Genomic DNA, 25,442 nt, shown 5'->3' on the forward strand with positions numbered 1-25,442 from the left:
GGGAAACGGCGGGGTGACCACCCGGGTTCCCGGTTCGTCCGGCCAGGTGCGTTAGGGTCACCTAACTCGTAAGCTGTATCGGCCGCCCACGCGCCTTACTGAGTCGCCCTGAGCCGCCCCGAGTTGCCCCACCCGCCGCAGTCCCGCCCCTTCCGCCTGACCGGAGACCCTCGTGCCGAGCCCCTACCGCGCCCTGTTCGCCGCCCCCGGCACCAAGGGCTTCACCGCCGCGGGCTTCCTCGGCCGGATGCCGCTGTCGATGATGGGCATCGGCGTGGTCACGATGGTCTCCCAGCTGACCGGGCGCTACGGCCTCGCCGGCGCCCTGTCGGCCACGATCGCGCTCGCCGCGGCGGTGGCGGGCCCGCAGGTCTCACGGCTGGTCGACCAGTACGGGCAACGGCGGGTGCTGCGCCCGGCGACGCTGATCTCGCTCGTGGCGGGGGCCGGGCTGCTGTTCGCCGCGCACTACGGCTGGCCGGACTGGGTGCTGTTCGTGGCCTGCGTCGGCATCGGCTGCGTGCCCAGCGTCGGGGCGATGACCCGCGCCCGCTGGGCCGCGCTGTACCGGGAGACGCCACAGCTGCACACCGCGTACTCCTTCGAGTCCGTGATCGACGAGGTGTGTTTCATCTTCGGGCCGATCATCTCCATCGGCCTGTCCACGGCGTGGTTCCCCGAGGCGGGGCCGCTGCTCGCCGGATGCTTCCTGGCCGTCGGCGTCTTCTGGCTGACCGCCCAGCGGGCCACCGAGCCCGCGCCGCATCCGCGCGAGAAACGGGGTGTCAGCTCGGCCCTGCGCGCCCCGGGGCTGCAGGTCCTGGTGGCCACCTTCGTGGCGACCGGAGCGATCTTCGGGTCCGTCGACGTGGTCACGGTGGCCTTCGCGGACGAGCAGGGGCACAAGGGCGCCGCGAGCGTGGTCCTCGCGCTGTACGCGGCGGGCTCCTGCGCGGCGGGGCTGGTCTTCGGGCTGTTGCGCTTCAAGGGGGCGCCCGAACCTCGCTGGCTGCTGGGCATATGCGCGATGGCCGTGAGTATGATCCCCCTCCTACTGGTCGGAAACTTGCCGTTTCTGGCCGTGGCGCTCTTCGTCTCGGGCATGGCGGTCGCTCCCACGATGATCACCACCATGTCCCTGATCGAAGAGCACGTACCACGCGCGCAACTGACCGAGGGCATGACCTGGGTGAGCACCGGGCTCGCGGTCGGGGTCGCGCTCGGCTCCTCCGCGGCCGGCTGGGTGATCGACGCGGCCGGTGCGGACGCCGGGTACGGGGTTCCGGCGGTGTCCGGGGCCGTCGCGGTCACGGTCGGTTTCCTGGGGTACCGCCGGCTCAGCAGGCCGGCTCCGCGTCGGGGAGGCACCGTTGAGCAGCACAGCGAGCGGCAGGAACGGCACGTGGCGTAACTGGGGCGGCAACATCGCCGCCCGCCCCGCGCGGGAGGTCACTCCGGCCTCGGTCGATGAGCTGTCCGCGGCGATACGCCGGGCCGCCGAAGACGGCCTGAAGGTGAAAGCGGTCGGCAGCGGACACTCGTTCACGTCCATCGCCGCCACCGACGGCGTGTTGATCCGCCCTCAACTGTTGACCGGCATCCGCAACATTGACCGGGATGCCATGACTGTCACCGTCGAGGCCGGTACCCCGCTCAAGAGGCTCAACATGGCCCTGGCGCGCGAGGGCCTGTCGCTCACCAACATGGGCGACATCATGGAGCAGACGGTCTCGGGCGCCACCAGCACCGGCACGCACGGCACAGGCCGCGAGTCGGCCTCGATCGCCGCCCAGATCAAGGGCCTGGAACTGGTCACGGCCGACGGTTCGGTGCTCAGCTGCTCCGAAAAGGAGAACCCGGAAGTCTTCGCGGCGGCCCGCATCGGCCTCGGCGCCCTGGGCATCGTCACCGCGATCACCTTCGCCGTGGAGCCGATCTTCCTGCTCTCCGCACGCGAGGAGCCGATGCCGTTCGACAAGGTCCTGGCCGACTTCGACGAACTGTGGGCGGAGAACGAGCACTTCGAGTTCTACTGGTTCCCGCACACCGGCAACACCAACACCAAGCGCAACAACCGCAGCGCGGGTCCCGAGAAGCCGGTGCCGCAACTCCAGGGCTGGTTCGAGGACGAGTTCCTCTCCAACGGCGTCTTCCAGGCGGCCCAGTGGGTCGGCCGTGCGGTACCCGCCGCCGTCCCGGCGATCGCCCAGATCTCCAGCAAGGCGCTGTCCGCGCGGACCTACACGGACATCCCCTACAAGGTCTTCACATCACCGCGCCGGGTGCGCTTCGTGGAGATGGAGTACGCCGTCCCGCGCGCGGCCGTCGTCGAGACGCTGCGCGAACTGAAGGCCATGCTCGACCGCTCCGGCCTCAGGGTCAGCTTCCCGGTCGAGGTGCGCACCGCCCCGGCCGACGACATCACGCTGTCCACCGCGTCGGGCCGCGACAGCGCGTACATCGCCGTCCACATGGTCAAGGGCACGCCGTACCAGCGGTACTTCAGCGCCGCCGAGCGCATCTTCACCGCGCACGAGGGGCGGCCGCACTGGGGGAAGGTGCACACGCGGGACGCCGAGTACTTCGCCCAGGTGTACCCGCGCTTCGGTGAGTTCACGGCGCTGCGGGACCGACTCGATCCGGACCGCCGGTTCCAGAACGACTACTTGCGGCGGGTGTTGGGGGCTTAGTCCGCGATCGGCTCGAGCCACCCTGTCGGCCAACTGCGCAGCCAGGAGAGGTGCGGGTGAAAGCAATAGTTCCGTTTCCGACGTTTGCGTGAAGTACGCCACGTTCAAGATCGGAGAACCGCTCAACGGACGGCCGAGTCGCACCCCTTGCCAGAAGTTGAGCGGCGCGCCAATCCACGCACGTGGCCCAAATGGAGTACTGTTGCGAGCCCTGGGTCCGGTCTCCCGCCAGGGCGTCCGTGGCCTTCAAGGACCGCCGGGAGGGGGCTAGTTGCACAGGGTGACGGAGTTGGTCACTTAGCGTTGCGAACAGGTAACCGTGCCATAACGGCGATCCAGGGCCCGTGCCCGACACGCCGGGCAACTCGGCAAGGTTGTGGCAGGCTGCACCCGGGCAGGCCACACTCGACTAGCGGAAGCAGCGACGCACGTGACGTCGGCAGGCACCACCCGGGAGGTCCCCATGCCCGAACTGCGTGTCGTGGCCGTCTCAAATGACGGCACACGGCTGGTGCTGAAGGCTGCCGACGCAACGGAGTACACGCTTCCGATCGACGAACGCCTGCGCGCCGCCGTGCGCGGCGACCGTCCTCGCCTCGGCCAGATCGAGATCGAGGTGGAGAGCCATCTCCGCCCCCGCGACATCCAGGCGCGTATACGCGCTGGTGCGACCGCGGAAGAGGTCGCCCAACTCGCCGGCATCCCCGTCGACCGCGTACGGCGCTTCGAAGGCCCCGTGCTCGCCGAGCGCGCCTTCATGGCCGAACGGGCCCGCAAGACTCCCGTCCGCCGCCCCGGCGAGAACGCCGCGGGGCCGCAGCTCGGCGAGGCCGTCCAGGAGCGGCTGCTGCTACGCGGCGCCGACAAGGACACCGTCCAGTGGGACTCGTGGCGCCGCGACGACGGCACCTGGGAAGTGCTGCTGGTCTACATGGTGGCGGGCGAACCGCACTCGGCGAGCTGGACGTACGACCCGCCCCGGCGGCTCGTACAGGCCGTCGACGAGGAGGCGCGCTCGCTGATCGGCGAATCCGAGGATCTCGCCGCGCCGGAGCCCAGCTTCCCGTTCGTGCCGCGTATCGCCCGGCTTCCGCGCGAGCGTGGGATGGACCGTGCCCTCGAGGGTGCGCGGCCGAGCCTGCCGGCCCAGGCCTCCGAGCCTGCCGAGGAGACCACGGAGGAACGGGACTCGCTGACCAGCCTGCTGGAGGCGGTGCCCAGCTTCCGGGGCGACCTGGTGGTCCCGGAGCGCCCGTCGGAGCCGGACACGGAGGAACCTCCCGCCGAACCGGACGCGGAGGAACCTCCCGCCCCCGCCGCCTCGGCCGGTGCCGGCTCCGCCTACGCGGACGTCCTCATGCCCCGCTCCGTCGGCAGCCACCGCGACCGCCTCATCGGCGCCACGGACCGCCAAGCCGAAGCGGACGGTGTCCGCCCCGGTCGCCGGGCCGCCGTCCCGAGCTGGGACGAGATCGTGTTCGGGACACGCAGGAAGAAGCAGGAGTAGGCAGGCGGGAGTAGGGCAGCAGGAGCAGTCGGTCGTACGACTGCGCATGCGACCGTACGAGGACGAGGGCCGCGCTGGTTGCAGCGTGGCCCTCGTGCTGCGCCCGCCTACTGCGGATCCGGCCCCACAGCCACCGGCCGCGACGGATCCGACGACCACTCCGACCACGAACCGACATACAGCGCGGCCGGAATACCCGCGACCGCCAGCGCCAGCACCTCATGCGCGGCGGAGACGCCCGAGCCGCAGTACACGCCGACCTCCGTGCCCTCGGACGCGCCCAGCGACTTGAAGCGCGCCCCGAGTTCCCCGGCGGACAGGAAGCGGCCGTCCGCGCCGACGTTCTCGTTCGTGGGGGCGGACACGGCGCCCGGGATGTGGCCGCCGACCGGATCGATCGGCTCGACCTCTCCGCGGTACCGCTCCCCCGCTCGGGCGTCCAGAAGTACGCCCGACCGAGCGAGCGCCGCGGCGCCGTCGGCGTCGAGAAGGCCCGTCGCCCCCGGCTCCGGCTCGAAGTCACCCTCCGTCGGAGTCGGCACCGACGTCTCCAGTGACCTCTGCCAGGTCGGCAACCCGCCGTCGAGGACCCGCACGTCCGGGTGACCTGTCCAGCGCAGCAGCCACCACGCCCGGGCCGCCGCCCAGCCCTGCCCGCCGTCGTACACGACCACCGGCGCCGACGACGACACGCCCGACCGGCGCATCGCCGCGCCGAATTCGGCCAAGTCCGGCAGCGGGTGACGGCCGCGCGTACCGGGCGCGGAGGCCAGTTCCCGGTCCAGGTCGACGTAGACCGCGCCCGGGATGTGCCCGGCCTCGTACGCGGCCCGGCCGTCGAACGGCGGCTCACCGGCCGCCTTGGCCACGGTCAGCTGCCAGCGGACGTCGAGCAGCACCGGCGGGTTCTCGCCCGTCAGTTCGCTCGCGAGTTCGGATGCGGTGATGATGGCGTTCATGGCCACCATCCTTGCGCACGGGGTGGCCGCATCGCCCGGCTCCGGTTACTCTGCCCGCCGGACAGGCTCGATCACGAGGCGTACGGGATCGGGCACATGCTGTACAGCCGATCGACATCCGTCGGCAATCGCACGAAAACGGGCGGTAAATCGCACACCGGGCATCCTCCGGGCGCCGGCCGTCGTGCGGCGGCGTGCCCGCAGCGCGCGCGGCCACGGGTGGTGCGAGCATCGGCTCGGGGGTCCGGACCACGGACGCGACGCGGCCACCACGAGAGGCCGAGGAGAGAGTGACGATGACCGAGGCACGGGGGTCGGCCGGCCCGAACGGCGCGACGCATGCCCGGCACGCGCCCGGCACGCCCTGCTGGGTGAGCCTGATGGTGCACGGGCTGGCCGCGACCCAGGAGTTCTACGGAGCGCTGTTCGGCTGGGAGTTCCAGCCCGGCCCCCAGCAACTCGGCCCCTATGCGCGGGCCCTGCTCGACGGCCATGAGGTGGCCGGCATCGGCCAGCTGCCGCCCGACCGCCACCTCCCCATCGCCTGGACGCCCTACCTCGCCTCGAACGACGTGGACCTGACCGCCGAGACGGTACGGCTGTGCGGCGGCACCGTCGGGGTGGGCCCGCTGGACGCCGGCGAGGCCGGCCGGATGGCGATCTGCTCCGACCCCGCCGGCGCCGTGTTCGGCATCTGGCAGACGGCGGCCCACCTCGGCACCGCCGTCACGGGCGTGCCCGGCACCCCCGCCTGGAACGAGCTGCTGACCTTCGAGTCCGTGAACGTCGCCAAGTTCTACGAGAGCATGTTCGCCTACGAGGAGGAGCCTGTGGTCTCCGCCGACCTCGACTACGTCACCCTGCACATCGACGGCCGCCCGGTCGCCGGCATCCACGGCGTCGGCAACGCCCTGCCCCGCGACCGGGGCCCGCACTGGGTGACGTACTTCGAAGTGGCCGACACGGACGAGGCGCTGGAGCGGATCGTCGACCTCGGCGGCCACGTCCTCAAAGCGGCCCACGACAGCGCCCACGGCCGCGTGGCGACGGCGGCGGACCCGGAGGGGGCCCGGTTCTCCCTGATCCAGGGTCCGCGCTGACGGCATTCGCGGGTGGTTCGGGGTCGCTTGAGGGCGGCCTGGAGGGCCCGAATGGATCGCGGCTCAGGCCGGCTGCACCGGCAGGACGTCCGGGGACAGCGCCGCCGCATGGGCGCTGGCCGCCGTCATGCGGCGGCGGTGGTGGCGGCGGCACAGGACCTCGTAGCCGACCGCGTCCGCCTGGTTGACGTCGCCGACGACCACCTGGGCGCCCTCGACGACCATCTCGCCGCCTATCGTGCGGGCGTTGTGCGTGGCGCGGGCGCCGCACCAGCACAGGGCCTCGACCTGGAGCACCTCGACCCGGTCGGCCAGTTCCACCAGGCGCTGCGAGCCGGGGAACAGCTTGCTGCGGAAGTCGGTCGTGATGCCGAAGGCGTAGACGTCCAGGCCCAGGTCGTCGACCACGCGCGCGAGTTGGTCGATCTGGTTCGGTGCGAGGAACTGGGCCTCGTCGGCGATGACGTAGTCCGCGCGGCCGCCCTGGGAGAGGCGGTCGACGAGGTACGCGTACAGGTCCGTGCCGTCCTCGACCTCCACCGCGTTCGTGACCAGACCGAGCCGGGAGGACAGCTTGCCCTCGCCCGCGCGGTCGTCACGCGTGAAGATCACGCCCTGCAGACCACGCGCCGAACGGTTGTGCTCGATCTGGAGAGCCAGCGTCGACTTCCCGCAGTCCATCGTTCCGGAGAAGAACACCAGCTCGGGCATGTGGAGTTGAGCACCTTTCGGCGGAGAGTGCGGTCTACGGGAGCGCTACGAGGGTTTCAGGAGCGTACTTCGAGCAGAGGGACCAACTGCTCGGCGGGGGTCATCGAACCGTGGTTGCCGACCATCGCCGACTCCTTCGGCTCCCGCTCGGACGCGATGATCAGGACGTCGTCCCGCGCGGCCGCGACCACGTCGCCGATGCGGTCGTACACCCGCTCGTCGATCTGCGGCCCGAACCAGCCCGCCGCGATCGCCTCGTCCCGGGAGGCCACCCAGAACTGTTCGCCCAGCACCTCGCGCCAGCAGGTCAGGACGTCGTTCGCGGCGCCGGGCACCGCGTAGACGTGCCGCGCCCGGCCCTCGCCGCCCAGCAGGGCGACACCGGCACGCAGTTCCCAGTCCTCGTCGAAGTCGATGCGGTGCTGCTCGTCGAAGGGCACGTCGATCATGCCGTGGTCGGCGGTGACGTAGAGCGCGCTGCGCGGCGGCAGCTGCTCGGCGAGGCGCTGGGCGAGCCGGTCGACGTACATGAGCTGGCCGCGCCACGTGTCCGAGTCGACGCCGAAGCGGTGACCGGCGCCGTCCAGCTCGGCGTAGTACGTGTAGATCAAGGAGCGGTCGCCTGCGGCCAGTTGCTGGGCGGCGAGGTCCATGCGCTCCTCGCCGGTCAGCCGCCCGTGGAACGTTCCGCCGCTGAGCGCGACCTTGGTCAGCGGGGTGTTCTCGAAGGTGGGCGACGACACCTGGGCCGCGTGCACGCCCGCCTGGTGCGCCAGCTGGAAGACCGTGGGATACGGCTGCCAGACACGCGGTGACGTCCACGGGTTCCAGCGCAGCTGGTTCATCAGCTCGCCGGTCTCGGGGTTGCGCACGGTGTACCCGGGCAGGCCGTGCGCGCCCGGCGGCAGGCCGGTGCCGACCGAGGCGAGGGAGGTCGCGGTGGTCGCCGGGTAGCCGGCGGTGATCGGGCGTCCGGTGCCGCCGCGCGAACTGCTCAGGAGCGAGGTCAGGAACGGCGCCTCGTCGGGGTGCGCCTTGAGCTGCTCCCAGCCGAGTCCGTCCACCAGGAACACGCAGTTGCGGTCGGTGGCGGTCAGCTCGGGGATCGTCGCGGTCATCTCCGGTACGGCCATGCCGGCGGCCAGCGTGGGCAGCAGATCGGCGAGCGAGCCGCTGCCGTACTGGGGGGCGGGCGCGGAGTCGACGGCGAGGGGTTCCGGGTGGGAGTCCCAGGTGGTGGGCTGGATCATCTCAGTGCGCGACGTCCGCCGTCGCCTCGGAGAGCGACTGCGCGAAGGCGAGCGCCTGGCGCACCGTCTCCGGGCCGTCACCGGCCTCGCTGACCCGCAGGCTGAGGTCGTCCGCCGTCGAGTTGCCCGTGTAGCCGTGGTCGGCCTCGCAGTTGGGGTCGCCGCAAGCAGCCGGCTCCAGGTCGATACGGGAGACGGCGCCCCAGCCGATGGTCAGCACGACCTCGCGGGGCAGCGTGCCCGGCTGGTACTGCTCCGGATTGGCGACCACCCGGCTGACCACGACCGATGAGATCCGGCCGAGCTTCACGGACTCCGTGGACGTCGTGGCGTACGGCGTCGGGGAGGTGCCCTCGGCGGCCTGTTCGTCGGTGTGGCTGACGATGAAGCGGTTGCCGGTGAGGACGAGCACGGTCACGTGCCGCCGCACCTCGTTCTGGTCGAACGTCGTCTCCTGATGGACCAGGTACGACCGGATGGGCTCGCCGCCCACAGCGGCCTCCACCGCCTCGGCCACGAGGGCCGGGTAGTAGCCGCTGCGCTCGATCGCCGCACGCAGCCCCTGGGTCGTCGTACTGGTCTTGGCCATGACGCCCATCCTACGGGGGCCCACTGACTGCGAGGCACCGCTCGCCGCGGTCTCAGTACGTCGGGAGGGTCCTCGGCCCGAGGTCGTCGCGGGCGGGCGGTGGCGCGAGGCGTACGGAGGCGCCGAGCACGCTCACGCCGTGCGTGGCGACGACGACCGGCTCCAGGGTGACCGCGACGACCTCCGGGTGGTCGTCGACCAGCCGCGACACCCTCAGCAGCAGTTCCTCCAGGGCAGGCGTGTCCACCGGCGCGGAGCCGCGCCAGCCGAACAGGAGCGGTGCCGTCCGGATCGAGCGGACGATCGAGGTCGCGTCGCGGTCGGTGACCGGGATCAGCCGGTGCGCGGTGTCACCGAGCAGCTGCGAGGCGGCTCCGGCGAGCCCGAAGGACAGTACGGCGCCGGCCGCCGGGTCGATCACGGCCCGTACGACGGTGTCGACGCCGCGCGGTGCCATGCTCTGCACGACCGGCCGCAGCTCCTCCGGTCTGCCGAACAGCTCGGTCAACTCGGCGTAGGCTCGCCGCAGTTGTTCTTCGTCGGCCAGATCGAGCCGTACGCCGCCGAGGTCGGCGCGGTGGCGCAGATGCGGGGCGATGGCCTTGAGGGCGACGGGGTAGCCGAGGGTGCGGGCGCCGTCTGCGGCGGCGTCGGGGGTGGGGGCGTGCAGGGCGCGTTGCACGTGGATGCCGTACTTGCCGAGCAGGTCACAGGTCTCGTCCGTGCCGAGCGTGAGCCCTTGCCCGCGCGCGAGCAGCCCGTCGATCAGCCGGGCGGCGCCCTTCTCGTCGATGTCCTCGTACTCCGGCACCTTCCCGGGGTCGGCCGCCTCACGCCGCCACTGTGAGTACTTGACGGCTTCGGCGAGGGCGCGGACGGCGCGTTCGGCCGCGGGGTAGGCGGGGATGAGGCGCGGGGCGTTCTCCGAGGGGTCCGGCCGCTCGGGCGGTGTCTCGGCCGGGAAGTCCAGTGGGCGGAACGGGTGGGTGGCGCGGAGCCCGACGCGGGGCGCCGTCCTGCCCGCCTGTGGTGCGGTGCTCGCCGCGGCGGACAGGGCCTCCGCGAGACCGCCCAGCTCCACGTGCACCACCAGCACCGGCTTGCCCGGCACGCCCTCGGCAGCCGACCGCAGTGCCTCCGCCAGCTCGGCGTCCCCCGGCGACACCTCCCCGATCGCCGGGATCGCCGTCACCACCACCGCGTCGCAGGTGTCGTCCGCCAACGTGCGCGACAACGCCGCCCGGAAGTCCGCGGCCGACGCCCCCGTCGTCAGATCCAGCGGCGGCAACGGCCGCAGTCCCTCGGACAGGCACGCGTCGTACGTCAGCAGCCCGAGCGACTCGGAGTTGCCCAGGATCGCCACGCGCGGGCCGGCCGGCAGCGGCTGGCGCGCGAGCAGCAGCCCCGCGTCCACCAGCTCGGTGATCGTGTCCACCCGGATCACCCCGGCCTGCCGCAGCAGCGCGGACACCGTGGCGTGCGGCAAGCGCGTGGCCCGTACCGCGTGCCCCTGCGGCGCCGCGCCACCGTGCCGCGCCCCCTGCACCACGACCAGCGGCTTCGCAGCCGCCGTACGCCGGGCGAGGCGGGTGAACTTGCGCGGGTTGCCGATGGACTCCAGGTACATCAGCACGACGTCGGTGTCCGGGTCGTCGTACCAGTACTGGAGGACGTCGTTGCCGGAGACGTCGGCCCGGTTGCCGGACGAGACGAGGGTCGACACACCTGTGACCCCGGTGACCCCACCGCCGCGCCGGTGCAGCCGGGACAGCAGCGCGATCCCGATGGCGCCGGACTGCGCGAACAGCCCGATCCGGCCCGGGCGGGGCATCTCGGGTGCCAGGGAGGCGTTCAGCCGTACGTCGGCGGAGGTGTTGATGATCCCGAACGCGTTCGGGCCGATGATGCGCATGCCGTACGCGCGCGCGTGCCGTACGAGTGCGCGCTGCCGCTCGCGCCCGTCGGGCCCGCTCTCGGCATACCCGGCGGAGACCACGACCAGCCCCTGCACGCCGTGTTCGCCGCACTCGGTGACCACCTCGGGGACGTACTCGGCCGGTACGGCGACCACCGCGAGGTCGACGGGCCCCTCGATGTCCCGCACGGACCGGTGCGCGGGCACGCCGTCGAGCTCCTTGAGATCCTCCGGGAACGCCTTGTTCACGGCGTACAGCGCCCCCGTGAAACCGGCGTCCCTGATGTTGCCGAGGACGCTGCGGCCCACCCCGCCGGGCGTGCGGCCGGTGCCGATGACGGCGACGGAGCCGGGCACCAGCAGCCGCCGCACGGACCGCGCCTCGGCGCGCTGTTCGCGCGCGTACTGCACGGCGAGGGAGCGGTCCGTCGGCTCCAGGTCGAACTCCAGGCGTACGACGCCGTCCTCGAAGCTGCGCTTCTGGGTGTACCCGGCGTCGGTGAACACCTTGATCATCTTGCTGTTGGCGGGCAGCACCTCGGCGGCGAACCGGCGGATGCCGCGCTCGCGCGCGACCGCGCCGATGTGTTCGAGGAGGGCGGAGGCGACGCCGCGCCCCTGGTGGGCGTCCTGGACCAGGAAAGCGACCTCGGCCTCGTCGGCGGGTGCCGACGCGGGCATTCCGTCGGCGCCGATCCGGTCGTAGCGTACGGTTGCGATGAACTCGCCGCCCACCGTGGCCGCGAGTCCCACCCGGTCCACAAAGTCGTGGTGCGTGAAGCGGTGGACGTCCTTCGCGGACAGACGCGGGTAGGGCGCGAAGAAGCGGTAGTACTTCGACTCGTCCGACACCTGCTCGTAGAAGCTGACCAGACGCTCGGCGTCATCAACGGTGATGGGGCGGATGCGTGCGGTGCCGCCGTCGCGCAGCACCACGTCGGCTTCCCAGTGGGCGGGGTACTCGTGCCGGTCCGAGGCGCTCTGCATGGGGCCCAGAGTACGGCTCGCGTACGACAACGGCGCGAGGCAGTCTGTGGAGGACGTATGTCGGGTCGAGGCCGCGACCCGACGGTCGCCTCGGGAGGGGCGTTTTGTCCCTCCCGGCATGCTTCACGGGTGTGGGAAACTGGTCTAGACAACCCTGAACACCGAAGGGCAGCATCACATGGCTGAGCGCCGCGTCAACGTCGGCTGGGCCGAGGGCCTTCACGCCCGCCCCGCTTCCATCTTCGTCCGGGCCGCCACGGCCGCAGGTATCCCGGTGACGATCGCCAAGGCCGACGGCAACCCCGTCAACGCGGCCTCCATGCTGGCCGTTCTGGGCCTGGGCGCCCAGGGCGGCGAGGAGATCGTCCTCGCCTCCGACGCCGAGGGTGCGGACGCCGCCCTCGACCGTCTGGCGAAGCTGGTCTCCGAGGGCCTCGAGGAGCTCCCCGAGACGGTCTGAACGACCTGAGCGGGTCTGCGGAGCAAACCGTGAAGCCGCGTCTGCCTTTCCGGCCGACGCGGCTTCGCTGTTTCCGGGCAGGCGGCCACGTTTTCGAGGTGGGCAGCCGCGAGAATTAACGGCGGCACCCGAAAAAGGGCAGCGGAAATTCCCCGCCACCGAATATCACCTCTTTGTATACGGCGCCCGTGTTAATGTCGCAGGCTCGACATGTTTACGGGATGTTGCGAATTCCTCACACGCTCCGCGCGATCACCGGTGGAACCGAACCGCAGTCGGTGCGCGGAGAGTGCGCGCTCGGTGTGCAGTGCCGTGATCGCGCGGGCGCGATCACTGTCGCCGCGCGCCACCGCGTCCACGATCGCGCCGTGCTCGGTCCAGGACTCCACGGGGTTGACCGGCGCCTCCACCGCGTACATCCAGGCGATCTTGTGCCGCAGCTGGGTCAGCATCGAGGTGAGGGCGGGGCTGCCGCAGGCCTGGGCCAGCGTCTCGTGGAACCAGCCGCCCAGGGAGCGCAGATCCTCGCTGTTGCCCCGCCTGGCCCGCTCCTGGCCCAGCCTGACCAGGCCGCGCAGGACCTTCAGATGGGCCTCGGTGCGCCGCTGAGCGGCCCGGGAGGCGCCGAGCGGCTCCAGCAGGGTGCGCATCTCCAGCAGGTCGGCGGCCTCCTGCTCGGTCGGTTCGGCGACGCACGCGCCCGCGTGCCGCCGGGTCACCACGAAGCCCTCCGCCTCCAGGGTGCGCAGTGCCTCCCGCACGGGGACGCGGGAGACACCGTAGCGGCGCGCGAGGAGTTCCTCGGTGAGCCGGCTGCCACGCTCGTAGACACCGGCGACGATGTCGTCCCGGATCGCCGTGCATACCGAGTGCGCCGGAATACGCATGTCCGACCTCCGCTTTAATCCCCGTGAAACGTCGACGAATGACGTGTGTTCAGTGACTCTATTGCAACCGGCTGGAATTTCCGATGGCGGGTCGGAATCCATGGATATTTTTTGGACAAGTCGGTCGTCGGGAACGCCGAAAGCCCCGGCTCGGGGAGCCGGGGCTTCGGGGGGACCGTCCTCGGAGTGACCGGCCTCGGGGAGGCGCGGTGGAGGCGTCAGATGTTCACGCCGTGCGAGCGGAGGTAGGCGACGGGGTCGATGTCGGAGCCGTACTCCGCCGTCGTGCGGGCCTCGAAGTGCAGGTGCGGTCCGGTGACGTTGCCGGTGGCGCCGGACAGGCCTATCTGCTGGCCGGGGGTGACGGTCTGGCCCACCGAGACGCCTATGGACGACAGGTGGCCGTACTGGGTGTACGTGCCGTCGTTCATCTTGATCACGATGCTGTTGCCGTACGACCCGCCCCAGCCGGCCTCCACGACGGTGCCGGAGCCGACCGCGTGGACGGAGGTGCCGCTGGCGGCGTGGAAGTCGACGCCCGTGTGGCTGCCGGAGGACCAGACGGCGCCGCCGGCCTTGTAGCCGGTGGAGATGTACGAGCCGGAGATCGGGGCGACGTAGGACAGCAGGCGCTTGCGCTCGGCCTCGCGGGCGGCGCGCTCCTTGGCCTCGCGCTCCTGCTTGGCCTTCTCGGCCGCCTTCTTGCGCGCTGCCTCCTCGGCGGCCTTCTTCCGGGCCGCGGCCTCCTCGGCGGCCTGCTCCTGGGCGGCGGCCTGGGCGGCGATCTGGGCGGCGATCGAGTCCCCGATCGTGACGACGGGGATGAGGCCGGTCTGCTCGACGGCGGGTTCGGCGGCGAGCGCCGGGGCGGCGAGGGTGCCCATGACACCGGTGGCGGTGAGAGCGGCGACGCCCGCAGCGCGGGCGGTGGTGCGTTCGAACCGGCTGGGGCGACGGTGCTTCCCGGTGGGGCGGTTCTTCCCGGTGGCGCAGGTGAACGCCATGTAGTGGCTGGTCCTTTCCTTCCTTCTCGCCTACCGGGTTAGCTGACGGGTTCGGAGCAGGAAGGTCTCCTACGGACCCCCTCGCGGCTGCGCGGGCGTCCGATTCACCCCAGGGACTACGGGTGGGTCCCCGGCTCCCCTGGCTCGCGCCGTACGGGGACTCGGCGATGACTGTCCGGTGCCGCGGGCGCGGCGCACTGCCTGACGGACAGCCCGGAAGACGCTAAGGGGCGCCACTTTCAATCCCCAAACGGATCGCGACTTTTGTAGCGCATCCCACAGGCCAGACAGGCAACCTTTCCCTCAATTCGGGCATAAAGGGGCCCTGGTGGCTTGGAAGTCACCAGGGCCCCTTCCACGCGCGCGTGCCGTCGCCCGGCGCGGTGTCCGCCTGCTACTCGGCTGCCACTACGGTGACTTCGCCGATGCCGAGGGCCTCGACGGGCTCCCGGATCTCGGCCGCGTCGCCGACGAGGATCGTCACCAGACGGTCCACCGGGAAGGCGCTCACGGCCGCCGCGGTGGCCTCGACGGTGCCGGTCGCGGCGAGCCGCTGGTACAGCGTCGCCTGGTAGTCGTCGGGCAGGTGCTGCTCGACCTGATCGGCCAGCGTGTTCGCCACGGAGGCGGCGGTCTCGTACTTCAGCGGCGCCACCCCGACGAGGTTCTGCACCGCGAAGTCCCGCTCGGCGTCGGTGAGCCCCTCGTCGGCCACCCCGCGCAGGACCTTCCAGAGGTCGTCCAGCGCCGGGCCGGTGTTCGGGGTGTCGACGGAGCCGCTGATGGCGAGCATGGCCGCGCCCGTGCCGTCCGGAGCCGAGCGCAGGACCTGCCCGAACGCGCGCACACCGTAGGTGTAGCCCTTCTCCTCGCGCAGGACCTTGTCCAGGCGGGAGGTGAGGGTGCCGCCGAGGCAGTACGTGCCGAGGACCTGCGCGGGCCACACGCGGTCGTGCCGGTCGGGACCGATGCGGCCGATCAGCAGCTGCGTCTGGACGGCGCCGGGGCGGTCCACGATGACGACGCGTCCGGTGTCGTCCGCGGTGACCGGCGGAACGGGCCGGGGCTGGGCCGGGGAGCCGGTCCAGGCGCCCAGGGTGTCGCCCAGCAGGGCGTCGAGGTCCACGCCCGTGAGGTCGCCGACGACCACGACGGTGGAGGTGGCGGGGCGCACGTGCCGCTCGTAGAAGGCGCGCACGGCCGCGGAGTCGATGCCCGCGACGGTGTCCTCGGTGCCCTGGCGTGGGCGGGACATGCGCGAGGTCGCCGGGAACAGCTGCTTCGAGAGCTCCTTGGCGGCGCGGCGCGAGGGGTTGGCCAGCTCGTGCGGGATCTCGTCGAGGCGGTTGCGCACCAGGCGCTCGACCTCGGCGTCGTCGAACAGGGGCGCCCTGAGGGCGTCGGCGAGCAGGCCGAGCGCCTTGGCCAGGCGGGAGACCGGCACCTCGAGGCTGACGCGGATGCCGGGGTGGTCGGCGTAGGCGTCGAGCGTGGCGCCGCAGCGCTCCAGTTCGGCGGCGAACTCCTCGGCCGTGTGCTTGTCGGTGCCCTCGGAGAAGGCACGCGCCATGATCGTGGCGATGCCGTCGAGCCCCTTCGGCTCGGCCTCCAGGGGCGTGTCCAGGAGCACCTCGACGGCGATGACCTGCTGGCCGGGGCGGTGGCAGCGCAGGACCGTCAGGCCGTTGTCCAGCTTGCCGCGCTCGGGCGCCGGGAACGCCCAGGGCCGGGCCTCGCCGGCCTGGGGCTGCGGGTGGAACTCCATGCTGGCGAGCTCGGTCACTGCGCCGACTCCTCGTTCTCGTCGGTGGTCTCGGCGGCCTGGAGGTCGTCGGCCTCGGCTGCGGTCGGCTCGTACACGAGCACCGCGCGGTTGTCGGGGCGCAGGCGGGCCTTGGCGACCGCCTGGACCTCCTCGGCGGTGACGTCGAGGACGCGCTGTACGGCGGTGAAGGCGAGCTGCGGGTCGCCGAACAGGACGGCGTAGCGGCACAGTTCGTCGGCGCGGCCCGCGACGGTGCCGAGCCGGTCCAGCCACTCGCGCTCCAGCTGGGCCTGCGCGCGCTCCATCTCCTCGGCGGTGGGGCCCTCCGCGGCGAAGCGGGCGAGCTCCTCGTCGACGGCGGCCTCGATGACGGGGACCTCGACGTCGCCGGACGTCTTCACGTCCAGCCAGCCCAGGGAAGGCGCCCCGGCCAGGCGCAGCAGTCCGAACCCGGCCGCCACGGCCGTACGGTCGCGGCGGACCAGCCGGTTGTAGAGGCGGGAGGACTCGCCGCCGCCGAGGACGGTCAGCGCCAGGTCGGCCGCGTCGCACTCGCGCGTGCCGTCCACCGGGAGCCGGTAGGCGGCCATCATCGCGCGCGCGGGGACGTTCTCCTCGACGACCTCGCGCAGCTGCTCGCCGATGATCTCGGGCAGCGAGCCGTCGCGCGGCTCTGGCTTGCCGTCGTGGGCCGGGATCGAGCCGAAGTACTTCTCGACCCAGGCGAGCGTCTGCTGCGGGTCGATGTCGCCGACGATGGACAGGACGGCGTTGTTGGGCGCGTAGTAGGTGCGGAAGAACGCGCGCGCGTCCTCCAGGCTGGCCGCGTCCAGGTCGGCCATCGAGCCGATCGGGGTGTGGTGGTAGGGGTGTCCGTCCGGGTACGTCAGGGCGGTCAGCTTCTCGAAGGCGGTGCCGTACGGGACGTTGTCGTAGCGCTGGCGGCGCTCGTTCTTGACGACGTCGCGCTGGTTTTCCAGGCCCTCCTCGTCGAGCGCCACCAGGAGGCTGCCCATGCGGTCGGCCTCCAGCCACAGCGCGAGCTCCAGCTGGTGGGCGGGCATGGTCTCGAAGTAGTTGGTGCGCTCGAAGCTGGTGGTGCCGTTCGGCGAGCCGCCCGCGCCCTGGACGAGCTCGAAGTGGCCCGTGCCCTTCACGCTCCCCGAGCCCTGGAACATCAGGTGCTCGAAGAGGTGGGCGAGTCCGGTACGGCCCTTGACCTCGTGACGGGAGCCGACGTCGTACCAGAGACAGACCGCGGCGACCGGCGTGAGGTGGTCCTCGGAGAGCACCACGCGCAGGCCGTTGGCCAGGCGGTGCTCCGTCGCGGTGAGGCCGCCGGATTGTGCCTCCGGTGTGGCCGTGTGACCCATGGGCAAGGTGTCCTTCCGGTCGCGTGCACTGCGTTGTGTCGAGCAGTTCGTGCTCAGTTCCTGCCACTGTATGCAGCGTCCGAAGGGCCGACGAAGTTCCCGGTCGGAACGCCGTGTCCGTACGGCGGTGAATGTGGGCCGGGAACACCGGACAGGACAGCGCTCGGGCACAGCTCGCCATCCCCTCCCGCCTGCCCGCTGCCGCACGACTTCGGACAGTGCCCGCCGATCACTCCGGCGAGTGAACGGTCTCGCGGCACGCGCTTGCCTTCGCGCAAGCGGGGCCTCGACCAGGGCGGTTGGCGCCCCGTCCCTCCCCTCTGTCGCAGGGAGGGCCCGGCGTCGGCGACACTTCTCGCACGCCGGGCGGGAGCCCAACATCGGGTCCTGGTCGGTGGTTGTCAGTGCCGCGGTCCACAATGGTCCGCGTCAGATCCCGCAAACGCTCGAGCGACCAGAACCAGAGGAGCCGGCAGCGATGGCCCGCCGCAGCACGAAGACCCCGCCGCCCGACGACTCGTACGAGGAGAAGATCCTCGACATCGACGTCGTCGACGAGATGCAGGGCTCCTTCCTCGAGTACGCGTACTCGGTCATCTACTCGCGCGCCCTGCCGGACGCCCGCGACGGCCTCAAGCCGGTGCACCGCCGCATCGTCTACCAGATGAACGAGATGGGCCTGCGCCCCGACCGCGGCTATGTGAAGTGCGCCCGCGTCGTCGGCGAGGTCATGGGTAAGTTGCACCCGCACGGCGACGCGTCGATCTACGACGCCCTGGTGCGCATGGCCCAGCCCTTCTCGATGCGCGTCCCGCTGGTCGACGGCCATGGCAACTTCGGCTCACTGGGCAATGACGACCCGCCGGCCGCCATGCGGTACACCGAGTGCCGTGCCGCCGAGCCCGCGAGCCTGATGACGGAGTCCATCGACGAGGACACCGTCGACTTCAACCCGAATTACGACGGCCAGGAGCGGGAGCCGGTGGCACTGCCCGCCGCCTTCCCGAACCTCCTGGTGAACGGCTCGTCGGGCATCGCGGTCGGCATGGCCACCAACATGCCGCCGCACAACCTCGCCGAGGTCATCTCGGCCGCCCGCCACCTGATCCGCTACCCGAACGCGGATCTGGACGCCCTGATGAAGCACGTCCCCGGCCCCGACCTGCCCACCGGCGGCCGTATCGTCGGCCTCTCCGGCATCCGGGACGCCTACGAGACGGGCCGCGGCACGTTCAAGATCCGTGCCACGGTGTCGGTGGAGACCGTGACGGCGCGCCGCAAGGGCCTCGTGATCACCGAGCTGCCCTTCGCGGTCGGCCCGGAGAAGGTCATCGCCAAGATCAAGGACCTGGTCGGCTCGAAGAAGATCCAGGGCATCGCCGACGTCAAGGACCTCACCGACCGGGCGCACGGCCTGCGCCTGGTCATCGAGATCAAGAACGGCTTCGTGCCCGAGGCGGTCCTTGAGCAGCTCTACAAGCTGACGCCGATGGAGGAGTCCTTCGGCATCAACAACGTCGCGCTGGTCGACGGCCAGCCCCTCACCCTGGGCCTCAAGGAGCTCCTGGAGGTCTACCTCGACCACCGCTTCGAGGTCGTGCGGCGCCGCAGCGAGTTCCGCCGCGGCAAGAAGCGCGATCGACTGCACCTGGTCGAGGGCCTGCTCACGGCGCTGCTGGACATCGACGAGGTCATCCGGCTGATCCGGTCCAGCGAGAACTCCGCGCAGGCCAAGGAGCGCCTGATGGAGCGCTTCTCGCTGAGCGAGGTCCAGACGCAGTACATCCTGGACACCCCGCTGCGCCGCCTCACCAAGTTCGACCGTATCGAGCTGGAGGCGGAGAAGGACAGGCTCAACGCGGAGATCGCGGAGCTGACCCGGATCCTCGACTCGGACGCGGAGCTGCGCAAGCTGGTCTCTTCCGAACTGGCCGCGGTGGCCAAGAAGTTCGGCACCGAACGGCGTACGGTCCTGCTGGAGTCGGCGGGCAGCACGGTCTCGGCGGTGCCGCTTCAGGTGGCGGACGACCCGTGCCGGGTGCTGCTGTCCTCGACGGGTCTGCTGGCCCGTACGGCGAACGGCGACCCCTTCGCGGAGGACGGCGACGCGAAGCGCTCCAGGCACGACGTGATCATCTCGGCGGTGCCGGCCACGGCCCGCGGCGAGGTGGGCGCGGTGACGTCCACGGGCCGTCTGCTGCGGATCAACGTCATCGACCTGCCCCAGCTGCCGGAGACGGCGTCGAGGCCGAACCTCGCGGGCGGCGCGCCACTGTCGGAGTTCGTCTCCCTGGAGGGCGACGAGACCCTGGTCTGCCTGACCACGCTCGACGAGTCCTCCCCGGGCCTGGCGCTCGGCACGGAACAGGGCGTGGTCAAGCGTGTGGTGCCCGACTATCCGACCAACAAGGACGAGTTGGAGGTCATCACTCTGAAGGAGGGCGACCGGATCGTCGGCGCGGTCGAGCTGCGCACCGGAGAGGAGGACCTGGTCTTCATCACGGACGACGCACAGCTGCTGCGTTACCAGGCCTCGCAGGTCCGCCCGCAGGGCCGCGCCGCCGGCGGCATGGCGGGCATCAAGCTCACGGAGGGCGCGAAGGTCATCTCCTTCACGGCGGTGGACCCGGCGGCCGACGCGGTCGTCTTCACGGTCGCGGGCTCGCGCGGCACGCTGGACGACTCGGTCCAGACGACGGCCAAGCTGACCCCGTTCGACCAGTACCCCCGCAAGGGCCGCGCCACCGGCGGCGTCCGCTGCCAGCGGTTCCTGAAGGGCGAGGACTGTCTGTCCGTGGCCTGGGCGGGCGCCGCACCGGCACGGGCCGCGCAGAAGAACGGCACTCCGGCCGACCTCCCGGACATGGACCCGCGCCGCGACGGCTCCGGTGTGTCGCTGCCGAAGACGGTGGCCGTGGTGGCGGGTCCGGTCTAGACCTGCGGGACGTCGAGGTCCTGGTCCTCAGGGTCTCGTACGTAGCGGAGGACGCCCCACATGCCGTGCTCGTCGGCGCGTGGGGCGTCGCTCTTGCACGAGTCGAGCTCCTTGGCCAGGGAGGCGGCATCGATGCCGGAGCCGATGAGGACGAGCTGGGTCAGGCGCGCGTCCCCGTCGGCCCACGGCTCCGGGTAGAAGCGCAGGAACCGCCCGACGGCGTGCACGGCGTAACGGTTCGCGGCGTCGTGCGGGCCGAAGTCGACGTACCCCTTGATCCGGTACAGCCCCTCAGGCCTGCTGTCCAGGAACCCCATCAACCGGCGCGGGTCGAGGGGGACTTCGGAGACGAAGGACATGCTGTCGTAGCCGGCGTGCAGGTGGTCGCTGTGATCCTCGTCGTGCTCATGCAGGTCGTCGAAGGACAGCTGCCCGATGCGCTCTTCGCTGGGCCTGCAGTCGAAGAGGAACTCGGGGTCGACACGGCCGTAGGTGGCGGGGACCACGGCGGCGCGGTCGGTGAGGCCGCGGACCGTCCCGAGGACGCGCTCACCGTCGGCCGCCCGGTCGAGCTTGTTGACCACGACGAGGTCGGCGAGGGCGAGGTGCCGGTCGATCTCGGGGTGCTTCGCGCGCGTGCCGTCGAACTCGGCGGCGTCGACGACCTCGACGAGCCCGCCGTACACGATGCCCGGATGTTCACTCGCGAGCACCATGCGCACGAGTTCCTGGGGTTCGGCGAGTCCGCTGGCCTCGATGACGATGACGTCGATGCCGGTGGACGGCCGGGCGAGCCGCTCCAGGTAGACGTCCAGCTCACTTGCGTCGACCGCACAGCACAGACAGCCGTTGCCGAGGGAGACGGTGGAGTCGCCGAGCGCGCCGGCGACGGCCATGGCGTCGATCTCGATGGCGCCGAAGTCGTTCACGATGGCGCCGATGCGGGTGCCGCCGCTGCGGTGGAGGAGGTGGTTGAGGACAGTCGTCTTGCCGGAACCGAGGAATCCGGCGAGTACGACGACCGGAATCTGCTGCGGACCGGTGCTCGGCTGACTCAACGTGCGACCTTTCTCACGCCGACGGGTGCACCGGCTCGCGGGGCGGCGCACGTACGAGGATTGAATGCCGACCCAGGATACGAGCCGGAAGAAACACCGCGAAGTGAACGATTGTTAGCAGCACTTGCCGGGCAGACGTTGGGCATGGCGCCGGAGTGTGCGACCCTCGCTTCCCTCCGTGCGCCTCCTCTCCGCCTCCCCGCCGATCAGAGCCGCTCGGCACTCTGGGAGACGGCAAGCGCCGCCCACCGCTCGCCGGTCCCCTCCCGTCGACCCGCACCCCGACGACCGGCGGACGGCCGCCTGATTCGGGGGTTGACATGGCCACACAGAAACGTTTTGCACGGAGGCTGGGTTCCGCCACGCTCACTTTCCTGGCTGCCACCGGTGTGACGCTGGCTGCGCATCAATGGCGGTCGGAGAAGGCTCGCCTGCACGAGAGGCAGCTGGAGCTCGAGGAACTGGCCATCCGGCGAACGGCCCTGGCCCATCAGCAGCGCATGCACTGGGAGTTGCTGGCGAGGGCGATCGACGATCCCTCCCTCGCTGCCGTGATCGACACGTACGACCAGAGCATCCCGGCGGAGAGGCGTCGTCAGTTCTTCTATGCCAACGCTTGGTACGTCCACCTCTACCACCTCTACCAGGCGGAGCTTCTGGACCGGGAGGAGCTGTACACGCGTCTGCGGGAGTTCTTCCAGAGCCCGGTCTTCCGCGCGTACTGGGAGGCGTCGCGGCACATGCGGGCCAGCCTGGACGAGTCGTCCGTGGAGGCCCAGCTCGGACACATGGTGGATGGGCTCGTCCGGGACCTCGACGAATCCGACACGGATGAGTGGTGGGTTGTCGGCGATCCGCCGACGGACTGACGACCGGGGTGTGCGACGCGGGAGCGGTCGACAACGCGACTGGGCGATTTTTCCCGCCGCGAAATATCGGTGGCGGATCCACGGTACGGCGGCACGTCTCCTCGGAGCGCGTGTGCGCGGCTTGCGCGATCTTCCTCGTGATCGCGGGGCTCATCGAGCACTGCCCGTGGATCGGAAGCCCCTGAGCCCCAGCTGAGCGAGAGCGAGGCCCTTCCTGCATCTCTGCGGAGCAACACAGACGCCTTGTCAGGAGACCAGCGACAACGAACCAACTCATCGCCGAGGTCAATCGCCACGGCGGCCAGGGTACGACCGGGTGACATTTCGCCAACGAGCCGCGAGGGCCTGAGAAACACCAGTAACCTGCTCCCCACCAGTATGGCCAGCTCTTTGTTCCTAAGGACCGGTACCTTTGAAGATCGTGCGCCGCATCGGTGTGCCTCCCAGCGCCCGAGGCAGTAGTTCAGGAGCTACCTGCCCGGATGTGTTCGAACTCAGCGACGGCAACTTCGCCGTCATCGGCACCGAGGCCACCGAGGCGCTTGACCCGGAACTGCCCGCCGATGCCGCCCGTGCCGACTACGAGCGCATCGTCATCGTCAGCCGGGAGACCCTCATCCGCGCCAAGGCAGACATCCCCGACGCCTGAGCCCACCGCACGAGCACGCGTCCACCCCCGACCCGTACCGTCACGCTCCCCCGGCCGCGCGCAACCGTTGAGCGAGCCGGGCCACCGACCCGGCGAGCAGCCGGCACCCCGTCACTGCTCGATCCCCACCTGAGGCCTGGCGCCAGAAGCACCAGGCCACACGTATGCCAGGGCCTGCGTCAGGCAGCCGTCGGCACCTTCACCGGCGCCCCCGGCCCCACGTACCGCGCCGCCGGCCTGATGATCTTCGAGTCCTGTGCCTGTTCCAGGATGTTGGCGCTCCAGCCCACGACCCGCGCAGCGGCGAACGTCGGTGTGAACATCTCCCGCGGCAGACCACAGAGTTCCATGACCACGCCGGCGTAGAACTCGACGTTCGTATGCAGCTCGCGCCCCGGCTTCAGCTCGGCGAGTATCACCTCCACGCGGCGTTCCACCTCCACGGCGAACTCGACGCGCGGGCCGCCGAAGCGCTGGGCGAGTTCGCGGAGCATCCGGGACCGCGGGTCCTCGGTGCGGTAGACGGGGTGACCGAAGCCCATGATGCGGTCGCCGGCGAGAACTCGTTCTCGGATCCAGGAGTCGATGCGGTCGGGGGTGCCGATCGCGTCCAGCGTGTCCAGCGCGCGACTGGGCGCACCGCCGTGAAGCGGCCCGGACAGCGCGCCCACGGCTCCGACGAGGCAGGCCGCGACGTCGGCGCCGGTTGAGGTGATGACGCGAGCCGTGAAGGTTGACGCATTGAATCCGTGATCAATGGTTGAGATCAAGTATTGCTCGATCGCTCGCGTGCGCGCCGGATCAGGCTCCGCCCCCGTCAACATGTACAGGTAGTTCGCCGCGTACGACAGATCCTCACGCGGCTCAACAGGATCAAGTCCCCTGTCCAGTCGGTGCAGTGCGGTGAGCAGCGTCGGTACGACCGCCGCCGCGACGAGGCCGTCCTGGCGGCGCTGGTCGGCATCGATGTCGTACACCGGGCGGAAGCCCTTCGCCGCGCCGAGCAGCGACAGCGCCGTGCGCAGGCCGGCCAGTGCACCGGACCGTCCGCTGGCCGCCGCGATCGCAGGCAGGGCCGCCCGCACCTCGTCGGGCAGCCGCCGCAGCGCGGCGGTCTCGGCGGCGAAGGCGGCGGCGCGTCCGGTGTCCGGCAGTTCACCGTGGACCAGGAGATGCCAGACGTCCTCGAAGGGGCGGGTCTGCGCGAGTTCGACGGCCGAGTACTGGCGGTAGTGGTAAAAGCCCTCGAGCCCACGCACATCACCGATCTCGGTGTCGGTGACGACGACGCCCGCGAGCCCACGTGGCACATCGACGAGCGCGGCTGCTGACCTGTTGACGGACATGATTCCTCCCTGGACTTGATTTGACTGTCCATGCTTGACTATTTCTCTGTCAATATTGATTGAATCAACCCACGGATCAATATGCCGCGTCCTGGATACGGTGACCCCATGCGCGATCAAGAACCCGACCCCGGCCCCGCGGTGCGGCGGCTGACCACCCAGGAGGCCGCCGAGCTGCTCGGCGTGAAGCCCGAGACCGTGTACGCGTACGTGAGCCGCGGTCACCTCAGCAGCCGCCGCGTGCCCGGCGGCCGGGGCAGCACCTTCGACGCGCAGGAGGTGGAGACGCTCGCCCGGCGCAACAAGCGGGAGGGTGCAGGCGGTTCGGGATCGGGCGGTGAGCTGTCCGTGCGGACCCGTCTGACCTTCATCGACACCGACCGCTACTACTTCCGGGGCGTGGACGCGACCCAACTGGCCGCCCGGCACTCCTACGAAGAGGTCGCCGAGTGGCTGTGGACCGGCCGGTTGCGCCGAGGCGTCACTTTCACCGCCCCCGAGGCCTCCGTCGCCGCCGCCCGTAGCGCCGCCGACGGCCTGCCCGAACACGCCGGTCCCACCGACCGGTTGCGGGTCGCGGCGATCGCCGCCGCGGCCACGGATCCCCTGCGCTTCGACCTGTCCGAGGAAGCCGTACTCGGCACCGCGCGCACCCTCATCCCGACTCTCGTGGCCGCCCTCACGCCTGCGCGCTACGCCTATCGCGACGAGGGTTCACTCGCCCTCCGCCTGTGGGGGCAGCTGAGCGCACGGTCCGCCGACGAGGCCGCGCTACGGGTACTGGACACGGCACTCGCCCTGCTCGTCGACCACGACCTGGCCGCCTCGACCCTCGCGGTGCGGGTCGCCGCGTCGGCCCGCGCCCACGCCTACGCGGCCGTCTCCGCCGGGCTCGGTGTGATCGAGGGCCCTCTGCACGGGGCGGCCAGCGGCCTCGCCCACAAGCTGATCATGGAGGTGCTCGACCGGGGCGACGCCGGGCCCGTCATCGCCGAGGAGCTGCGGGCCGGCCGACGCATTCCGGGGCTCGGTCACCGGCTCTACGCCGGCGAGGACCCACGCGCGCGTGTCCTGTTCGAGCTCCTGGAGGAGATCCCCCGCTCCGCGCCCGCCCTCGCCGCGGCCCGCGACATCGTCGCCACGGCCGCCCGCCACACCCCGCTGCACGCCAACGTCGACCTGGCCCTGGCCGTGTTCACGGCGTCCTCCGCCATGCCCGCCACGGCAGGCGAGACGATCTTCGCCGTGGCACGTACCGCGGGCTGGATCGCCCATGCGCTCGAGGAGTACGGGGAGCGACCGCTGCGCATGCGGCCGAGCGGGCACTACACGGGTCCCAAGCCGCCTCAGCCCCTGCCTGAGTCCTGAGCAGAACACTCGGCCCTTGC

At 71.0% G+C, this 25,442-nt stretch carries 20 protein-coding genes and 1 riboswitch; of the genes, 9 read left to right on the plus strand and 11 right to left on the minus strand.

Translation table 11 applies throughout. The annotated features are described in order from the left end of the window. Positions 1 to 172 precede the first annotated feature (172 nt). The 3 genes from QQM39_RS09530 to sepH all read left to right on the plus strand — a co-directional run bounded on the left by QQM39_RS09530 (position 173) and on the right by sepH (position 4,197). Positions 173 to 1,411, plus strand: a complete 1,239-nt coding sequence (locus QQM39_RS09530; RefSeq protein WP_301996254.1) for an MFS transporter — start codon at positions 173 to 175, stop codon at positions 1,409 to 1,411. Beyond that, positions 1,371 to 2,690: a D-arabinono-1,4-lactone oxidase gene (locus QQM39_RS09535; RefSeq protein ID WP_301996255.1), complete on the plus strand. Its 1,320-nt coding sequence runs from the start codon at positions 1,371 to 1,373 to the stop codon at positions 2,688 to 2,690. The genes QQM39_RS09530 and QQM39_RS09535 overlap by 41 nt, the downstream gene beginning before the upstream one ends. 463 nt (positions 2,691 to 3,153) lie before the next feature. Further along, positions 3,154 to 4,197: a septation protein SepH gene (sepH, locus tag QQM39_RS09540; RefSeq protein WP_301996256.1), complete on the plus strand. Its 1,044-nt coding sequence runs from the start codon at positions 3,154 to 3,156 to the stop codon at positions 4,195 to 4,197. 107 nt (positions 4,198 to 4,304) lie between these two features. Here sepH and QQM39_RS09545 read toward each other — a convergent pair whose 3' ends face one another. Further along, a complete protein-coding gene (locus QQM39_RS09545) occupies positions 4,305 to 5,156 on the minus strand; it encodes a sulfurtransferase (RefSeq protein ID WP_301996257.1) in 852 nt (283 codons plus the stop codon). Between the two features lie 296 nt (positions 5,157 to 5,452). Here QQM39_RS09545 and QQM39_RS09550 point away from each other — a divergent pair, with 296 nt between their 5' ends. Beyond that, positions 5,453 to 6,256 (plus strand): VOC family protein, encoded by an 804-nt coding sequence (locus QQM39_RS09550; protein ID WP_301996258.1) that lies wholly within the window; start codon positions 5,453 to 5,455, stop codon positions 6,254 to 6,256. A 63-nt stretch (positions 6,257 to 6,319) separates the two neighbouring features. Here QQM39_RS09550 and QQM39_RS09555 read toward each other — a convergent pair whose 3' ends face one another. Genes QQM39_RS09555 through QQM39_RS09570 form a run of 4 tightly spaced genes read right to left on the minus strand, consistent with a single transcriptional unit; the run spans position 6,320 to position 11,708 of the window. Continuing rightward, positions 6,320 to 6,967 (minus strand): thymidine kinase, encoded by a 648-nt coding sequence (locus QQM39_RS09555; protein WP_301996259.1) that lies wholly within the window; start codon positions 6,965 to 6,967, stop codon positions 6,320 to 6,322. A gap of 56 nt (positions 6,968 to 7,023) precedes the next feature. Continuing rightward, positions 7,024 to 8,217 carry an alkaline phosphatase family protein gene (locus QQM39_RS09560; RefSeq protein WP_301996260.1) on the minus strand — a complete coding sequence of 398 codons (1,194 nt, stop codon included), beginning with the start codon at positions 8,215 to 8,217 and terminating at the stop codon, positions 7,024 to 7,026. Position 8,218: 1 nt separating this feature from the next. After that, positions 8,219 to 8,815, minus strand: coding sequence for a DUF5998 family protein (locus tag QQM39_RS09565; RefSeq protein ID WP_302003534.1), 597 nt, complete (start codon positions 8,813 to 8,815; stop codon positions 8,219 to 8,221). Between the two features lie 43 nt (positions 8,816 to 8,858). Further along, on the minus strand, positions 8,859 to 11,708 hold the full coding sequence (locus QQM39_RS09570; RefSeq protein ID WP_301996261.1) for a bifunctional GNAT family N-acetyltransferase/acetate--CoA ligase family protein: 2,850 nt from the start codon (positions 11,706 to 11,708) through the stop codon (positions 8,859 to 8,861). A 178-nt stretch (positions 11,709 to 11,886) separates the two neighbouring features. On the opposite strand from QQM39_RS09570, the gene QQM39_RS09575 reads away from it, so the two are divergent. Further along, positions 11,887 to 12,168 (plus strand): HPr family phosphocarrier protein, encoded by a 282-nt coding sequence (locus QQM39_RS09575; RefSeq protein WP_016432192.1) that lies wholly within the window; start codon positions 11,887 to 11,889, stop codon positions 12,166 to 12,168. A 191-nt stretch (positions 12,169 to 12,359) separates the two neighbouring features. On the opposite strand, the gene QQM39_RS09580 is transcribed toward QQM39_RS09575, so the two are convergent. From QQM39_RS09580 to QQM39_RS09595, 4 genes are all read right to left on the minus strand, one after another. Then, positions 12,360 to 13,055, minus strand: a complete 696-nt coding sequence (locus tag QQM39_RS09580) for a GntR family transcriptional regulator (protein ID WP_301996262.1) — start codon at positions 13,053 to 13,055, stop codon at positions 12,360 to 12,362. A gap of 218 nt (positions 13,056 to 13,273) precedes the next feature. After that, positions 13,274 to 14,059, minus strand: a complete 786-nt coding sequence (locus tag QQM39_RS09585; RefSeq protein ID WP_301996263.1) for a M23 family metallopeptidase — start codon at positions 14,057 to 14,059, stop codon at positions 13,274 to 13,276. A 13-nt stretch (positions 14,060 to 14,072) separates the two neighbouring features. Beyond that, positions 14,073 to 14,236: riboswitch (cyclic di-AMP (ydaO/yuaA leader) on the minus strand. A gap of 217 nt (positions 14,237 to 14,453) precedes the next feature. Next, the gene (locus QQM39_RS09590; protein ID WP_301996264.1) at positions 14,454 to 15,842 is read right to left on the minus strand and encodes a pitrilysin family protein; all 1,389 of its coding nucleotides are present in this window, start codon (positions 15,840 to 15,842) and stop codon (positions 14,454 to 14,456) included. Beyond that, positions 15,839 to 17,197 carry a pitrilysin family protein gene (locus QQM39_RS09595; protein ID WP_301996265.1) on the minus strand — a complete coding sequence of 453 codons (1,359 nt, stop codon included), beginning with the start codon at positions 17,195 to 17,197 and terminating at the stop codon, positions 15,839 to 15,841. The genes QQM39_RS09590 and QQM39_RS09595 overlap by 4 nt, the downstream gene beginning before the upstream one ends. 478 nt (positions 17,198 to 17,675) lie before the next feature. On the opposite strand from QQM39_RS09595, the gene QQM39_RS09600 reads away from it, so the two are divergent. Beyond that, the gene (locus tag QQM39_RS09600; RefSeq protein WP_301996266.1) at positions 17,676 to 20,132 is read left to right on the plus strand and encodes a DNA topoisomerase (ATP-hydrolyzing) subunit A; all 2,457 of its coding nucleotides are present in this window, start codon (positions 17,676 to 17,678) and stop codon (positions 20,130 to 20,132) included. On the opposite strand, the gene QQM39_RS09605 is transcribed toward QQM39_RS09600, so the two are convergent. Continuing rightward, positions 20,129 to 21,190 (minus strand): GTP-binding protein, encoded by a 1,062-nt coding sequence (locus QQM39_RS09605; protein ID WP_301996267.1) that lies wholly within the window; start codon positions 21,188 to 21,190, stop codon positions 20,129 to 20,131. The genes QQM39_RS09600 and QQM39_RS09605 overlap by 4 nt on opposite strands. A 320-nt stretch (positions 21,191 to 21,510) precedes the next feature. On the opposite strand from QQM39_RS09605, the gene QQM39_RS09610 reads away from it, so the two are divergent. Both QQM39_RS09610 and QQM39_RS09615 read left to right on the plus strand, forming a co-directional pair. Beyond that, a complete protein-coding gene (locus QQM39_RS09610; protein WP_301996268.1) occupies positions 21,511 to 22,059 on the plus strand; it encodes a DUF6082 family protein in 549 nt (182 codons plus the stop codon). A gap of 412 nt (positions 22,060 to 22,471) precedes the next feature. Further along, the gene (locus QQM39_RS09615) at positions 22,472 to 22,708 is read left to right on the plus strand and encodes a hypothetical protein (RefSeq protein WP_128430880.1); all 237 of its coding nucleotides are present in this window, start codon (positions 22,472 to 22,474) and stop codon (positions 22,706 to 22,708) included. 179 nt (positions 22,709 to 22,887) lie between these two features. Here QQM39_RS09615 and QQM39_RS09620 read toward each other — a convergent pair whose 3' ends face one another. Next, positions 22,888 to 24,054: a citrate synthase/methylcitrate synthase gene (locus tag QQM39_RS09620; protein ID WP_301996269.1), complete on the minus strand. Its 1,167-nt coding sequence runs from the start codon at positions 24,052 to 24,054 to the stop codon at positions 22,888 to 22,890. A 108-nt stretch (positions 24,055 to 24,162) separates the two neighbouring features. On the opposite strand from QQM39_RS09620, the gene QQM39_RS09625 reads away from it, so the two are divergent. Then, positions 24,163 to 25,422, plus strand: a complete 1,260-nt coding sequence (locus QQM39_RS09625) for a citrate synthase (RefSeq protein ID WP_301996270.1) — start codon at positions 24,163 to 24,165, stop codon at positions 25,420 to 25,422. The last annotated feature ends 20 nt before the right edge of the window (positions 25,423 to 25,442 follow it).

It is taken from the genome of Streptomyces sp. DT2A-34 (assembly GCF_030499515.1).
In the GTDB taxonomy this organism is placed as follows: Bacteria; Actinomycetota; Actinomycetes; order Streptomycetales; family Streptomycetaceae; genus Streptomyces.